This is a genomic window from Pseudomonas sp. CHM02 (genome assembly GCF_000612585.1).
GTDB lineage: Bacteria > Pseudomonadota > Gammaproteobacteria > Pseudomonadales > Pseudomonadaceae > Aquipseudomonas.
Window position 1 is genome coordinate 40,211 of sequence record NZ_JFCA01000015.1, and the last position, 14,892, is coordinate 55,102.

Genomic DNA, 14,892 nt, shown 5'->3' on the forward strand with positions numbered 1-14,892 from the left:
AAATCAGTCGACATAAATGTTGAATGTCAGTCCGCATTCGCGAGCAAGCCCGCTCCCACATTGGAATGGTGCAAGGCCGCCAAATCGCGGTAACCGGCCCCCGGATGATTCGCCGCCAACCGCGCACCGTCGCCAAACAACTTCTCGCGCAGCGTGCCTTGGGCATACTCAGTCTTGTACACCCCGCGCTTCTGCAACTCCGGCACCAGCAGGTCCACGGCGTCGATGAAGGTTTCGTGGGTCAGCGCATAGGCCAGGTTGAAGCCGTCGACATCGGTCTCTTCGACCCACTCTTGAAGCAGGTCTGCCACGGTTTCCGGGCCGCCGACAAACAGGGGGCCAAAGCCGCCGATACCGACCCAGTCGGCCAGTTCGTTCGGCGTCCAGACCTTGTTCGGATCCGCCGTGGAGAAGGCTTCCACTGCCGACTGGATGGCGTTGGTGTGCACATGCTTGAGCGGTTCATCGGGCTTGAACTGGCTGAAGTCGATGCCGGTCCAGCCGGAGATCAGCGCCATCGCGCCTTCGTAGCTGACGTAGGATTTGTATTCGTCGAACTTGGCCTTGGCCTTCGCATCGGTCTCGCCGACGATCACCGTCTGCAGGTTGAAGATCAGAATCTTCTTCGGATCACGCCCGGCTTCGGCGGCACGGCGGCGGATGTCGGCGACGGTCTTTTTCAGCAGCACCTTGGACGGCGCGGCGACGAATACGCACTCGGCCTGTTCGGCGGCGAACTGTTTGCCACGGCTGGACGCGCCGGCCTGGTAGAGCACCGGCGTGCGCTGCGGCGACGGTTCGCAGAGGTGAATGCCAGGCACCTGGAAATGTTTGCCGATGTGGCGGATCTCGTGGATCTTGCTCGGGTCGCTGAAAATCCGGCGCTCGCGGTCACGCAACACGGCGCCCTCTTCCCAGCTGCCTTCCCAGAGTTTGTAGCAAACCTCCAGGTATTCCTCGGCGTAGTCGTAGCGTGCGTCGTGTTCGGTCTGGGCTTTCTGCCCGAGGTTCTTGGCGCCGCTTTCCAGGTACGAGGTGACGATGTTCCAGCCGATGCGGCCCTTGGTCAGGTGATCGAGGGTGGAGAGACGGCGGGCGAACGGGTATGGATGTTCGAACGACAAGGACGCCGTCAGGCCAAAGCCCAGGTGTTCGGTGACCAAGGCCATCGGCGCGATCAACGACAGCGGGTCATTGACGGGCACCTGCGCCGCCTGGCGAATCGCTGCGTCGCCGTTGCCGTTGTAGACGTCATAGATGCCCAGCACATCAGCGATAAACAGGCCATCGAACTTGCCGCGCTCCAGGATCCTGGCGAGGTCGGTCCAGTATTCCAGGTCCTTGTACTGCCACGAACGGTCACGCGGGTGCGCCCACAGGCCGGGAGATTGGTGGCCGACACAGTTCATGTCGAAGGCATTCAAGCGGATTTCACGGGACATCAAAGCACTCCGTTGAGGTGATAGTTGCCGACAACCTGGTACTTGCGGCGCAGGGGGTCGTCGAGGGTCGACGGCAGTGCGGTGCGCTGGCCGGTGAGTTCGAATTCGGCGTTGCTCGCGGCGATCAGGGCTTCGGCGGCGGCAATTTGCGCTTCGGTGGCGGCCACCGGGCTGGGATGGGTTTCGGCGCGTTCCAACAGGGCAGCGGCGACATCGACGCGAATCTGTAAGTCGCCAAAGCGGCTGATCACGTAGGGGTCATCGCTTTTCTCGACATGCCGACGGGTGCTGTCCAATAGTTGGCGCGCAAGGCTCAGTGCGGTCATGGTTAAGCTCCTTAGTTCCAGGCGTGGCGCGCGGGCTTCACGCCGTTGAGCACGAAGTTGCCGATCAGGTGGTATTTCCAGCGGGCCGGGTCGTGCAGGGTGTGGGTGCGCGCGTTGCGCCAGAAGCGGTCAAGGTTGTGCTTGCCGGTGACCGAGCGGGTGCCGGCCAGTTCGAAGAGTTTGCTGCTGGCGAGCAAGGCGGTTTCGGCAGAAAGGACTTTGGCCTGGGCGACCACCAGCGAAGCGTGGGCGACGGTGTCTTCATTGGGCTCGGCAAGAGCGCGGTCCACCGCCAGGCCGGCCTTGGCGAGGATGGCTTCGGTGCCGTGCACGCGCCATTCCAGGTCGCCGATGGCGGCGATGGTGAACGGGTCTTGCCAGCCGTGATCCTGTTGGCTGTCGATCCACGGTCGCGCCTGGCGTGCATGGATCTTGGCTTGTTCAAGGGCGCCCAGGGCGATGCCGGTGTCGACCGCTGCCTGGATGATCTGTGAAATCGGGCCGTTGGCGGTGGGTTGGTCGAAGGCTTGGTGAGCGGGGATCACCGCGCTGAGGGGCACGGTTACGCCATCGAGGGTCACGCCGCCGCTGGCGGTGGTGCGCTGACCGAAGCCGTCCCAGCTGTCGATCACACTCAGGCCTTGGGCATCGCGCTCGATAAAGGCGATGAACGCCTGGTCTTTTTCGTTGTTGCCAACCGTAGGCACGATGTGGGCGAACAGCGCACCGGTGCAGTAGAACTTCTCACCGTTGATTTGCGCGGTATCGCCGTGGAAACGAATCTGCGTGTCGAAGGTGCCGGCGTTCTTGCTCTTGGCTTCGGAGAAGGCATTGCCGAAACGATAGCCGGCGAGGATCTTGCCGAAGTAGTAGCGCTTTTGTTCCTCGGTCGCGGTTTGCAGCAGGATATCCACTACGCCCAGGTGGTTTTGCGGGATCTGCCCAAGAGACGGGTCGGCGACGGAGATCAGTTTGATCACCTCGGCCACGGTCACATATGACACTCCGGCGCCGCCGTAGGCTTTGGGAACGGTAATGCCCCACAAGCCGCTGGCAGAAAACTCGTCAAGCTCGGCGACCGGCAGGCGCCGCTCGCGGTCGCGCACGCTGGCATCGACAGCAAAACGTGCGGCCAGACGCGTGGCGACCTCGATGGCTTCCGCGTCCGAGCGGATGATATGGGCAGGGTGTTGAGGGTGGGCTGACATGGGCCGACTCCAGGCTCCGATAAGATACGGAAGCCACTGCAGGAGTCATGCCCGAAGCTGACCCTTAACAAAACAGGCCAGTTACACAATTATCAGGAGAAAAAATGGGAGCAAACCAACAAAGTGTTGAACCTCTGTTGCTCCATCAACAGTTGCTTGTCAAAAGCAACCTTCTCTCACCCATCACATACTAATTAATCTACAACTTGATATATAGCCTGATGCGAGCGCATTTCCCCGCTTTGTTTCTTAATCTTATAGTACGCTGACGCAGAGGTGGCGCCAACAAAGAGCGCATCATACAATCTTCGGGTAACGACTTCCGTTGTAGAGACGATCTCCCCATAGGTAAACCAATCCCACTGTCCATCAGTACCTACATAGAGCGAGTACTCATCGCCAACCTCAATATCGAGGTAAAGAGGAAGGACAAAAGTGGCTCTGTCACCTGCTACCTCCGAACGGGAGATCGTTTCATTTTGCGAAGGAACAATAGCTGGGGCTACGAGAAAATCCGCTCGAGATACTAATACTCCGTTCATATCCATATCCTTATATTGGGTTCTTGACAGTTCAATTATTGCGACAACACCAACAAGTCAACACATAGCGAATATGCAAAAACTTAGTGATTGACGCAAAAACACCATAACTGAAGGAAAAACCAAAAATAAGCTGTCAACTCTCACAGTTGACAAACTAAATAACGACATTCCGTACAAACTTCACGGCGACGTCCCCATCATTGCGATAGGCATGAGGCTGATGGCTGGCGAACATGAAAAACTCACCTGCGTTGATGGTGTTTTCTGCGTCCCCCACCACCAGGGTCAGGCTGCCCTCAAAGACAAATAGCTGCTCGCTCCACCCTTCCAGGTCCGGGTCCGGGCAGTAACGATCACCGGGTTCAAGGCGCCACTCCCACAACTCTACTTCACGCCGCGCGGTGGCTTTGGCCAGCAATACCGCCTTGCTGCCGGTAATTTCACCGGCCCAGGCCAATTCGTTGATCCGGCTGTGGTCACGCACATCCGGGGCCTGAATCAGATCACTGAACGCCACATCCAGCGCTTCGGCGACTCGGTCCAGCGTGGACAGGCTGACGTTTTTCTCCCCCGCCTCAATGGCCACCAGCATGCGTCGGCTGACCCCGGACTTTTCCGAAAGCGCGGTCTGGCTCAGGTCGGCAGCATGGCGCAGGCGACGAACGTTCTGGCTGACGTGCTGCAGGACCGAAGCCCGTTGCGGATTTTCTTTGTGCACTATATTGCTCAATGGGTGGATGTGCGCAGTATACTGCCCAGCGTGCGGCGCATTGTGCGGTCCGTACCTTTCCCTTGCAAGACTGAGCCGCCATGACCACCCCGAATCCTGCCCCGCGTTTCAACCGTTTCAGCAAAGCCGAATGCATCCTGGTGGTGATCACCATGATCTGGGGCGGCACGTTTTTGCTGGTGCAGCACGCGATGACCGTCAGCGGGCCGATGTTTTTTGTCGGTTTGCGCTTTGCGGCGGCGGCGATTGTGGTCGGGTTCTTTTCCTTGCGCACCTTGCGCGACCTGACGCTGTTCGAGTTGAAGGCCGGCGTGTTTATCGGCGTGGCGATCATGTTTGGCTACGGCCTGCAAACCATTGGCTTGCAGACGATCCTGAGCAGCCAGTCGGCGTTTATCACCGCGCTCTATGTGCCGTTCGTGCCGTTGCTGCAATGGCTGGTGCTGGGCCGCCGCCCGGGGTTGATGCCGAGCATTGGCATCATGCTGGCATTTACCGGCTTGATGCTGCTGACCGGCCCGGCGGGCGCTTCGCTGAATTTCAGCCCCGGTGAAATCGCCACGTTGATCGGCGCGGTCGCGATCGCGGCAGAGATCATCCTGATCAGCGCATTTGCCGGGCAGGTGGATGTGCGCCGGGTGACCGTGGTGCAACTGGCCACGGCGTCGTTGTTGTCGTTCCTGATGGTGGTGCCGATGGGCGAGGCGCTGCCGGGGTTTTCATGGTTATTGCTGTTCAGTGCAGTGGGCCTGGGCTTGACCAGTGCGGTGATCCAGGTGGCGATGAACTGGGCACAGCAAAGTGTTTCGCCCACCCGCGCCACGTTGATTTATGCCGGTGAGCCGGTGTGGGCCGGCGTGGTGGGGCGGATCGCGGGGGAGCGTTTTCCGCCGATTGCGATGGTGGGGGCGGCGTTGATTGTGGCGGCGGTGATTGTCAGTGAGATGAAGACCAAGGGGCAGAAGGCCCTCGAATTGCGCGATGAGCGGGAACAGGAACAGCAGGGATGAGGTCCGAATAGTTACAATGGCTGTCAGATTGCCATCGCGGGCAAGCCCGGCTCCCACAGGGGGCGGTGTCGCGTGCCCGAATCGGGTTTCCTGAAACAACGCGAAATGGGCGATTTCAGCTTAGCTTGTAGGATCCTGCCACATGTTGCCGTTTGGTGATCGTTAAAGCGGCACGTATGATGCATCCCAAACTCCTGCAGATTAGAAGCCTATGTCCCTGATAGTTCTACTGCTTCTGCCATTCATTGGCAGCTGTCTGGCGGCCTTGTTGCCGCACAATGCACGTAACACCGAATCCCTGCTGGCCGGCCTTGTGGCCCTGGTCGGCACCCTTCAAGTCGCCCTGCTCTACCCCCAGATCGCCCACGGTGGCGTGATCCGCGAAGAATTCATGTGGTTGCCCAGCCTCGGGCTGAACTTCGTGTTGCGCATGGACGGGTTTGCCTGGCTGTTCTCGATGCTGGTGCTGGGCATCGGCACGCTGGTGTCGCTGTATGCGCGCTACTACATGTCGCCGGATGATCCGGTGCCGCGCTTCTTTGCGTTTTTCCTGGCCTTCATGGGCGCCATGCTCGGGCTGGTGATCTCCGGCAACCTGGTCCAGATCGTATTCTTCTGGGAACTGACCAGCCTGTTCTCGTTCCTGCTGATCGGCTATTGGCACCACCGCGCCGATGCGCGGCGCGGTGCGTACATGGCGTTGATGGTCACCGGCGCCGGCGGTTTGTGCCTGCTGGCGGGCGTGATGCTGCTGGGGCATATCGTCGGCAGCTACGACCTTGACCAGGTGCTGGCGGCCGGCGATCAGATTCGCGCGCACTCGCTGTACCCGGTCATGCTGGCCCTGGTGCTGATCGGCGCCCTGAGCAAAAGCGCCCAGTTCCCCTTCCACTTCTGGCTGCCCCATGCGATGGCAGCCCCCACGCCGGTGTCGGCGTACCTGCATTCGGCGACGATGGTGAAGGCCGGCGTGTTCCTGCTGGCCCGCCTGTGGCCGTCGCTGTCCGGCAGCGAAGAATGGTTCTGGATCGTCGGCGGTGCCGGCGCCCTCACCCTCCTCCTCGGCGCTTACTGCGCCATGTTCCAGAATGATCTCAAGGGCCTGCTGGCCTACTCCACCATCAGCCACCTCGGGCTGATCACCTTGCTGCTGGGGCTCAACAGCCCACTGGCTGCCGTCGCGGCCGTGTTCCATATCCTCAACCACGCCACGTTCAAGGCCTCGCTGTTCATGGCGGCGGGCATCATCGACCACGAAAGCGGCACACGGGACATCCGCAAGCTCAGCGGGCTGGTGCGGTTGATCCCGTTTACCGCGACCCTGGCGATGGTGGCCAGTGCGTCCATGGCCGGCGTGCCGTTGCTCAACGGTTTCCTGTCCAAAGAGATGTTCTTCGCCGAAACCGTGTTCATCACCTCGACTGCCTGGGTGGAGTTTGCCCTGCCGTTGATCGCGACCATCGCCGGTACGTTCAGCGTGGCCTACGCCCTGCGGTTTACCGTCGACGTGTTCTTCGGCCCGACCGCGACCAACCTGCCGCACACGCCCCACGAACCGCCACGCTGGATGCGTGCGCCGGTCGAGATGCTGGTGTTCACCTGCCTGCTGGTGGGGATCTTTCCGGCCCAGGTGGTCGGTTCGATCCTCGCCGCCGCCGCACTGCCGGTGGTCGGCGGTGTGCTGCCGGAGTACAGCCTGGCGATCTGGCACGGCTGGAACGCGCCGATGATCATGAGCCTGGTGGCCATGTCCGGTGGCGTGGTGCTGTACCTGCTGCTGCGCAAGCAACTCAAGCGCGGCCGCTTCAAATACCCGCCGGTGATCAGCTACTTCAATGGCAAGCGCGGCTTCGAGCGCAGCCTGGTAGTGATGATGCGCGGCGTGCGCAGGATCGAGAAACGCATCAGCACCAAGCGCCTGCAGACGCAACTCTTCTTGCTGGTGCTGGTGGCGGTGATCGGCGGCATGATCCCGATGATCAACAGCGGCCTCAGCTGGGGCGACCGGCCGAAGATCCCGGGTTCCATCGTGTTCGTGACCCTGTGGCTGCTGGCGATTGCCTGTGCCCTCGGCGCCGCCTGGCAAGCCAAGTATCACCGGCTGGCAGCCCTGACCATGGTCAGCGTGTGCGGCCTGATGACCTGCGTCACCTTCGTGTGGTTCTCGGCGCCGGACCTGGCGCTGACGCAGTTGGTGGTGGAAGTGGTCACCACCGTACTGATCCTGCTCGGCCTGCGCTGGCTGCCACGGCGGATCGAAGAAGTCTCGCCACTGCCCAGCTCGCTGCGCAAGGCTCGCATCCGCCGCTTGCGTGACTTCCTGCTGTCTACCGTGGTGGGCGGCGGCATGGCGTTGCTGTCCTATGCGATGCTGACGCGCCAGACACCCAACGACATCTCCTCGTTCTACCTCAGTCGCGCCCTGCCCGAAGGCGGCGGCAGCAATGTGGTGAACGTGATGCTGGTGGACTTCCGTGGCTTCGACACCCTGGGTGAGATCACCGTGCTCGGTGCCGTGGCGCTGACGGTGTACGCCCTGCTGCGGCGCTTCCGCCCTTCCAAGGAAAGCATGCAACTGCCCGCGCAACAGCGCCAGTTGGCGCCGGACGTGGCCACCGACCTGGTCAACCCGCGCCAGGCCAGCGACACCGCGCTGGGCTTCATGATGGTGCCGGCGGTGCTGGTGCGCCTGCTGCTGCCGATTGCGCTGGTGGTGTCGTTCTACCTGTTCATGCGCGGCCACAACCAACCGGGTGGCGGGTTTGTCGCCGGCCTGGTGATGTCGGTCGCGTTTATCCTGCAATACATGGTTGCCGGCACGCAGTGGGTCGAGGCGCAGATGAGCCTGCGGCCGATGCGCTGGATGGGCTTCGGGCTGTTCTCGGCGACACTGACCGGGCTCGGTGCGCTGTTTGCCGGCTACCCGTTCCTCACCACTCATACCTGGCATTTCAGCCTGCCGGTGCTTGGCGATATTCATATCGCCAGCGCGCTGTTCTTCGACGTCGGCGTGTACGCCATGGTCGTCGGCTCCACGCTGCTGATGCTCACCGCCCTCGGTCACCAGTCCGTGCGGGCCCATAAACCGAGCAACCAGGCCAAAGTGGTTGCCGCAACGGAAGGAGCCGCCTGATGGAAGAAGTCATCGCAATTGCCATTGGGGTCCTGGCGGCCTCCGGCGTCTGGCTGATCCTGCGGCCACGGACGTTCCAGGTGGTGATGGGCCTATGCCTGCTGTCGTATGGGGTCAACCTGTTCATTTTCAGCATGGGCAGCCTGTTTATCGGCAAGGAACCGATCATCAAGGACGGCGTGCCGCAAGACCTGCTCAACTACACCGACCCACTGCCCCAGGCGCTGGTACTCACGGCTATCGTGATCAGCTTCGCCATGACCGCGCTGTTCCTGGTGGTGCTGCTGGCATCCCGGGGCCTGACCGGCACTGACCATGTGGACGGCCGGGAGCCCAAGGAATGACGTGGATGAATCAACTGATCGTCGCGCCGATCCTGCTGCCGTTGCTCACCGCCGCCCTGATGCTGATGCTCGGCGAGAAGCACCGGCCGCTGAAAGCGCGTATCAACCTGTTCTCCAGCATGATCGGCCTGGGCATCGCCATCCTGCTGCTGTACTGGACGCAACAAGGCGGCCCCGGCTCCATCGGCGTGTACCTGCCGGGCAACTGGCAAGTGCCGTTCGGCATCGTGCTGGTGGTGGACCAACTGTCGGCGCTGATGCTGGTGCTCACCGGCATCATCGGCGTGAGCGCGCTGCTGTTCGCCATGGCGCGCTGGGACCGCGCGGGCACCAGCTTCCACGCGCTGTTCCAGGTGCAGATGATGGGCTTGTATGGCGCCTTCCTCACTGCCGACCTGTTCAACCTGTTCGTGTTCTTCGAGGTGCTGCTGGCGGCGTCCTATGGCTTGATGCTGCACGGTTCCGGGCGTGCGCGGGTGTCCTCGGGGCTGCATTACATCGCGATCAACCTGCTGGCGTCGTCGTTGTTCCTGATTGGCGCGGCGATGATCTACGGCGTCACCGGCACGCTGAACTTCGCTGACCTGGCGCTGAAAATCCCGCTGGTGCCCGAGGCTGATCGCGGCCTGTTGCACGCCGGTGCGGCCATCCTCGCGACGGCATTCCTGGCCAAGGCCGGCATGTGGCCGCTGAACTTCTGGCTGGCGCCCGCCTACTCCTCGGCCAGCGCGCCGGTGGCGGCGATGTTCGCGATCATGACCAAGGTCGGCGTGTACACCGTGCTGCGCCTGTGGACCCTGCTGTTCTCCGGCCAGGCCGGGGCGTCAGCGCTGTTTGGCGGCGACTGGCTGGTGTATGGCGGCATGGCGACCATCATCTGCGCGGCGCTGGCGATGGTGGCGGCGCAGCGACTGGAGCGCATGGCCAGCTTGAGCATCCTGGTGTCGGCCGGGATCCTGCTGTCGGCAGTCGGTTTCGCCCAGCCAAGCCTGACCGCGGGCGCGCTGTTCTATCTGGTCAGTTCTACCTTGGCATTAAGCGCGCTGTTCCTGCTGGCCGAACTGATCGAGCGTTCGCGCTCGGCCAATGACCTGCCGCTGGACGAAGAGATCGATGCGCTGCCCAAGGCCATGGAGTCCCTGCATCCGCGCCCTGGCGTCAACCTCGATGACGAGCAGCAAGCCGTGGTCGGCCAGGTGATTCCATGGACCATGGCCTTCCTGGGCTTGAGCTTTATCGCCTGTGCCCTGCTGATTATCGGCATGCCGCCGCTGTCCGGGTTTATCGGCAAGCTCAGTCTGTTGAGTGCGCTGGTCAATCCGCTGGGCCTGGGCGTCAGTGTCGATGAACCGATTCGTCCCGCCGCCTGGGGCCTGGTGGCGTTGCTGATCCTCTCCGGCCTGGCGTCGCTGATCGCCTTCGCGCGCCTGGGCATCCAGCGTTTCTGGACCCCGGAAGAGCGTCCATCGCCGCTGTTGCGCCGCTACGAGTGCGTGCCGATCTTCTTCCTGCTCGGTCTCAGCATTCTGCTGACGTTCAAGGCCGAACCGCTGATGCGCTACACCCAGGCCACCGCCGTCAGCCTGAACAACCCGGAGCACTATGTGATGGCGGTGATGGCGACGCGTCCGGTGCCAAGCCCTGAAGCCCAGGCGGCCGCGCTGGAGGTGCAACCATGAAGCGACTGTTCCCTGCCCCGTGGTTGTCCCTGGCGTTGTGGGTGTTGTGGCTGGTGCTGAACCTGTCGGTCAGCCCCGGCAACCTGCTGCTGGGCGCCCTGCTGGGCTTTCTTGCGCCGTTGATGATGGCGCCGCTGCGGCCCTTGCCGATCCGCATCCGCCGTCCTGGCGTGATCATCCGCCTGTTTTTCCTGGTGGGCCGCGATGTGATCGTCTCCAACCTGCAAGTAGCCTGGGGCGTACTGATGTGCGGCTCCCGCCCGCCGCGTTCGCGCTTCATCAAGATCCCCCTGGACCTGCGCGACCCCAACGGCCTGGCCGCACTGTCGATGATCACCACCGTGGTGCCCGGCACCATCTGGTCGGAACTGGCGCTGGACCGCAGCATCCTGCTCTTGCACGTGTTCGACCTGGAGGATGAAGCGCCCTTCATCGAGCACTTCAAGACCACCTACGAGCGGCCCCTGATGGAGATCTTCGAATGAGCGCCCTGCTCTCCAATGCGATCCTGTTCAGCCTGTTCCTGTTCTCGCTGGCCATGGTGCTGACGCTGATCCGCCTGTTCAAGGGCCCTTCGGCCCAGGACCGGGTATTGGCGCTGGACTACCTGTACATCCTGGCGATGCTGATGATGCTGGTGCTGGGTATTCGGTATGCCAGTGATACCTACTTTGAGGCGGCGTTGTTGATAGCGCTGTTTGGCTTCGTGGGCTCGTTTGCCCTGGCGAAATTCCTGCTGCGCGGGGAGGTGATCGAATGATGCCGTTATGGGTGGAAATCGTTGTCGCAGTGCTGTTGGTGCTGAGCAGTGCATTTGCGTTGATTGGCGCGATCGGGTTGTTGCGCATGAAGGACTTCTTCCAACGCATGCACCCGCCGGCGCTGGCGTCGACGCTGGGGGCGTGGTGCGTGGCGTTGGCGTCGATCATCTATTTTTCGGTGCTCAAGTCCGGGCCGGTATTGCACGGCTGGTTGATCCCGATATTGCTGTCGATCACCGTGCCGGTGACCACGTTGCTATTGGCGCGCACTGCGCTGTTCCGCAAGCGCATGGCCGGTGATGATGTGCCGGCCGAGGTCAGCAGCCGCCGCTGATTCATCAAGCGAACACAGTAAAAAATGTGGGAGCGGGCTTGCTCGCGAATGCGGTTTTTCAGTCAGCACATCAGCGACTGACCCTCCGCATTCGCGAGCAAGCCCGCTCCCACATTTGGTTTTGCATTAGACAAATGATCTGATGTGCGCCGCCAACTCCGCTAGCTCGGCATCATCCGCCCGCACAAAATCATGGGACGAGATATAGCCCTCATAGGCTTCGAAGAACTTCTCCACCTTGGAGCTGATGGGTCTGAAGGTACTGTCCCCGCCCGTCCCATGCATGGGAAACAGCTTCGCATGCAGGTGATCCACGCCATAGCCTTCCAACATCATCCCCGTACGCGCCACATCGGGAAACGCACGGTCGATCTGTAGCGCGGTTTTCTTCGCTGCAACGGCAAGCCCGGCCAACACCTCATCCGACTGCGCAAACGCATAGCTGCCGTAATGCTGCTTGGGGATCACCACGCTGAAACCCGGTGTATTGGGAAAGATCGACAGGAAAGCCATATGCTGGTCGTCTTCCCACAGAATGTGCGCTGGGGAGGTCTTTTGAACAATGCTGCAGAAGATACAATCCATTTGAATCACCGCCGGTTTCATCGTGGGTTTGGTCGTGTCGACCATCTAAAGCCAGGCTGCGGCGGACGTCAAAGCAAATGGCAACTTTCCGAAATGTCCGAAGGGCGTATGCAATGAGTAAAACCTACACCCCTGCCACCGCGGCCGCCGACGTCGAAACCACGCTCGCCTGGCTTGGCGGGCGCTGGAAGCTGATCATCCTGTTCCACCTGTTCGGCGGCCAGGTGCAGCGTTACTCCGACCTTGAGCGGCTGATCCCGGATATCTCGCAGAAGATGCTCGCCCAGCAATTGCGTCAGCTCGAGGCCGATGGGTTGGTGCAACGCACGGTCTACCCGGTGGTGCCGCCCAAGGTGGAATACCGCATGACCGAGTGGGGCCAGCGCCTGTGCCCGGTGCTGGATGGCCTGCTCAAATGGCAGGCCGCCAAGCCGACGAGTTAGACCGTGGGCACGGTACCGCCGTCGATCACGTACTCGGTGCCGCTGATCGACGCGGCGCGGGGCGAGACCAGGAAGGCGATCAAGTCAGCCACCTCCTGGGGCTTGGCCGGCCGTCCAAGCGGAATACCGCCGAGCGCCTGCATGATGATCTGCTTGCCCCCCTCATAATCGGTTCCCGCCTGCTCCGCCAGGCGCTCCGCCAGTGCCACCGCCGCGTCCGTCTCCACCCAGCCAGGCGAAACCCGCACCACCCGAATACCCTTGGGCGTCACTTCTTTCGACAGGCTCTTGCTGTAGGTCGCCAACGCCGCCTTTGCAGCGGCATACGCCGTGGTCGACTCCGGCAACGGCAACTCCCGCTGGATCGACGTGACATGAATAATCACCCCGGCCCCACGCTCGAGCATCCCCGGCAGCAGCGCCCGATCCACCCGCACCGCCGCCATCAGGTTCTGGTTCAACGCATTAGCCCACTGCTCATCATCGAGCACGGCAAAACCACCACCCGGCGCGCTGGAGCCGCCGAGTACATTAACGATGATATCCACGCCGCCAAACCGCTCCTTCACCGCCTCGGCAGCACTCGCACAACCCGCGGCAGTGCCCAGGTCGGCGGCGATGAAATGCACGCCTTCTGGCGTCGAATCTGCCGCCGAACGCGCGACCGAAATCACCTGGGCACCTTGTTCACGCAACACCGCCACCACGGCGGCGCCGATACCTTTGGTGCCACCGGTGACCAGCGCACGAAGGCCTTTTAGTCCGAGATCAAAGCTCATGGAACCTACTCCTGGGTAAACGAAGACCGCAGGATAGGAACCGGGCGGACAGCCCACAAGAACGCACGAAAAGGTAATGGGCTAACCCAAAAGTGAGTGTCTGGTTTCAGGGGCCCTCGTAGCACGTCCACCTGTAGATACCGGCTGCCGGCGATGGCGGTGTGTCAGTCGCTGTCGATGTAGCTGATACGCCGCCATCGCTGGCAAGCCAGCTCCTACAGTGTATTTACAGGATCGGCGCGCCAAACCTGTTCAGGCGTGGCATCCAGTGATCCAGAATCTCCGCCGACGCCAGCACATGGTGCGCGCGCCCGATCAACAGCCGGCGCGGCACAACGCCGATGTACCGGGAATCATCGCTGTTGTCACGGTTGTCCCCGAGCATGAAATAGCTGTCGGCCGGCACCACCACCGGCCCGAAATTGCGCAATGCCCGCACCGTCGGCATGAACTGCACCGTGCGCTGACGGCTGGCCGCCCGCTCGTTCAGCTTGATCCCCGGCACCGTATGGCCGGGAACGATGGGCTCGCTGATGTCCTGCGCGTCACTGTAGGTGGCAGGCACGCCGTTGACCCACAACACCTCGTCTTTCATTTCCAGGGTGTCACCGGGAATGCCGACGATACGCTTGATCAGGCGCATGCCGTCCTTGGGCGATGAAAACGTCACCACATCGCCACGTTGGGGGTTATCGAGCTTGGCCAGGGAAATGTCCGTGAGCGGCAGCTTGAGGTCGTAGGCCACCCGGTTCACCAACACCACATCGCCCTCCAGCAAGGTCGGGCGCATGGAGCCAGAGGGAATGGGATTCCAGTCGGCCAGGGAGGTACGGAAAACGCCGAAGCACATCCAGAAAATGATTGCGTAACGGTAACGGTTCAACCAACTTCGCATACATCCTCGCACGGCAGAAAGGGGTATCAGGACTGTGTCTTAGACGCCCGGTTGTTGCACGCGAGGATTAAATTAACATTAGCGTCCACGCGCACTAAAAGGAGTTTTCGCCATGGATATCCAATGTTCAGTCTTCATCGCAGCCAGCATCGACGGCTTTATTGCCCGCCCGAACGGTGATATCGAGTGGTTGCACCGACCAGAGTACGAAACCGCCGAGTTGAACGGCGTGACCTATGAACGCTTCATCGCCACGGTCGATGCACTGGTAATGGGTCGCAAAACCCTGGAGAAAACCTTGTCATTCCCCGAGTGGCCCTACGAGGGCACGCCCGTCATTGCGCTCTCCCACCAGCCTCTGCAGATCCCTGCGCACCTGGAGGGCAAGGTCGAGTTGATGGCGGGAGACGTCACCTCACTCGTGGCGACGCTAGCCGAACGCGGTATGAAGCACCTCTATATCGACGGTGGCCAGACGATCCAGGCGTTTCTTGAAGCGGGCCTGATCGATGAGCTGATCATTACGCGTATCCCGGTTGTGCTGGGGCAAGGCATTCCACTGTTCAGCCAGATTGGCAGTGAGCGGGAGCTGCACCATGTGGGCACCTACGTGTCGGACAATGGTTTTGTGCAGAGTCGATATCAAGTGACGACAGGCGCTCACGCCGCGCCATAGGA

17 protein-coding genes are annotated in these 14,892 nt (G+C 61.6%); 9 read left to right on the forward strand and 8 right to left on the reverse strand.

From position 1 onward, the window contains the following. Positions 1-26 precede the first annotated feature (26 nt). The 5 genes from BM70_RS0110270 to BM70_RS0110290 form a co-directional block, all read right to left on the reverse strand. A complete protein-coding gene (locus BM70_RS0110270) occupies positions 27-1,442 on the reverse strand; it encodes an LLM class flavin-dependent oxidoreductase (RefSeq protein ID WP_025855935.1) in 1,416 nt (471 codons plus the stop codon). Next, positions 1,442-1,768: an acyl-CoA dehydrogenase gene (locus BM70_RS0110275; RefSeq protein WP_025855936.1), complete on the reverse strand. Its 327-nt coding sequence runs from the start codon at positions 1,766-1,768 to the stop codon at positions 1,442-1,444. Before BM70_RS0110275 ends, BM70_RS0110270 begins: the two co-directional genes overlap by 1 nt. Before the next feature lie 11 nt (positions 1,769-1,779). Then, on the reverse strand, positions 1,780-2,976 hold the full coding sequence (locus BM70_RS0110280; RefSeq protein ID WP_025855937.1) for an SfnB family sulfur acquisition oxidoreductase: 1,197 nt from the start codon (positions 2,974-2,976) through the stop codon (positions 1,780-1,782). Positions 2,977-3,170: 194 nt separating this feature from the next. Beyond that, positions 3,171-3,518, reverse strand: a complete 348-nt coding sequence (locus tag BM70_RS0110285; protein WP_025855938.1) for a hypothetical protein — start codon at positions 3,516-3,518, stop codon at positions 3,171-3,173. A gap of 157 nt (positions 3,519-3,675) precedes the next feature. Next, positions 3,676-4,239 (reverse strand): helix-turn-helix domain-containing protein, encoded by a 564-nt coding sequence (locus tag BM70_RS0110290; protein WP_025855939.1) that lies wholly within the window; start codon positions 4,237-4,239, stop codon positions 3,676-3,678. Between the two features lie 92 nt (positions 4,240-4,331). On the opposite strand from BM70_RS0110290, the gene BM70_RS0110295 reads away from it, so the two are divergent. From BM70_RS0110295 to BM70_RS0110325, 7 genes are all read left to right on the forward strand, one after another. After that, positions 4,332-5,261, forward strand: a complete 930-nt coding sequence (locus tag BM70_RS0110295) for a DMT family transporter (RefSeq protein WP_025855940.1) — start codon at positions 4,332-4,334, stop codon at positions 5,259-5,261. A gap of 211 nt (positions 5,262-5,472) precedes the next feature. Next, positions 5,473-8,394 (forward strand): monovalent cation/H+ antiporter subunit A, encoded by a 2,922-nt coding sequence (locus BM70_RS0110300; RefSeq protein ID WP_025855941.1) that lies wholly within the window; start codon positions 5,473-5,475, stop codon positions 8,392-8,394. Continuing rightward, positions 8,394-8,738, forward strand: coding sequence for a Na+/H+ antiporter subunit C (locus tag BM70_RS0110305; protein ID WP_003192163.1), 345 nt, complete (start codon positions 8,394-8,396; stop codon positions 8,736-8,738). Before BM70_RS0110300 ends, BM70_RS0110305 begins: the two co-directional genes overlap by 1 nt. Next, positions 8,735-10,417 carry a monovalent cation/H+ antiporter subunit D gene (locus tag BM70_RS0110310; protein WP_025855942.1) on the forward strand — a complete coding sequence of 561 codons (1,683 nt, stop codon included), beginning with the start codon at positions 8,735-8,737 and terminating at the stop codon, positions 10,415-10,417. Before BM70_RS0110305 ends, BM70_RS0110310 begins: the two co-directional genes overlap by 4 nt. Next, a complete protein-coding gene (locus BM70_RS0110315) occupies positions 10,414-10,902 on the forward strand; it encodes a Na+/H+ antiporter subunit E (RefSeq protein ID WP_025855943.1) in 489 nt (162 codons plus the stop codon). The genes BM70_RS0110310 and BM70_RS0110315 overlap by 4 nt, the downstream gene beginning before the upstream one ends. Then, positions 10,899-11,177 (forward strand): K+/H+ antiporter subunit F, encoded by a 279-nt coding sequence (locus BM70_RS0110320; RefSeq protein WP_005789171.1) that lies wholly within the window; start codon positions 10,899-10,901, stop codon positions 11,175-11,177. The genes BM70_RS0110315 and BM70_RS0110320 overlap by 4 nt, the downstream gene beginning before the upstream one ends. Continuing rightward, positions 11,174-11,512: a Na+/H+ antiporter subunit G gene (locus BM70_RS0110325; protein ID WP_025855944.1), complete on the forward strand. Its 339-nt coding sequence runs from the start codon at positions 11,174-11,176 to the stop codon at positions 11,510-11,512. The genes BM70_RS0110320 and BM70_RS0110325 overlap by 4 nt, the downstream gene beginning before the upstream one ends. Positions 11,513-11,638: 126 nt before the next feature. On the opposite strand, the gene BM70_RS0110330 is transcribed toward BM70_RS0110325, so the two are convergent. Then, positions 11,639-12,097: an HIT family protein gene (locus tag BM70_RS0110330; protein WP_025855945.1), complete on the reverse strand. Its 459-nt coding sequence runs from the start codon at positions 12,095-12,097 to the stop codon at positions 11,639-11,641. A 113-nt stretch (positions 12,098-12,210) separates the two neighbouring features. On the opposite strand from BM70_RS0110330, the gene BM70_RS0110335 reads away from it, so the two are divergent. Next, entirely contained in the window at positions 12,211-12,540 is a 330-nt protein-coding gene (locus tag BM70_RS0110335; protein ID WP_025855946.1) for a helix-turn-helix domain-containing protein, read from the forward strand. On the opposite strand, the gene BM70_RS0110340 is transcribed toward BM70_RS0110335, so the two are convergent. Next, positions 12,537-13,319, reverse strand: a complete 783-nt coding sequence (locus BM70_RS0110340) for an SDR family oxidoreductase (RefSeq protein WP_025855947.1) — start codon at positions 13,317-13,319, stop codon at positions 12,537-12,539. The genes BM70_RS0110335 and BM70_RS0110340 overlap by 4 nt on opposite strands. Positions 13,320-13,545: 226 nt before the next feature. Beyond that, positions 13,546-14,214 carry a signal peptidase I gene (gene lepB, locus BM70_RS0110345; RefSeq protein WP_025855948.1) on the reverse strand — a complete coding sequence of 223 codons (669 nt, stop codon included), beginning with the start codon at positions 14,212-14,214 and terminating at the stop codon, positions 13,546-13,548. Between the two features lie 112 nt (positions 14,215-14,326). Between lepB and BM70_RS0110350 the strand changes: the two genes are divergently transcribed. Continuing rightward, positions 14,327-14,890, forward strand: a complete 564-nt coding sequence (locus tag BM70_RS0110350) for a dihydrofolate reductase family protein (RefSeq protein ID WP_025855949.1) — start codon at positions 14,327-14,329, stop codon at positions 14,888-14,890. Positions 14,891-14,892: the final 2 nt, after the last annotated feature.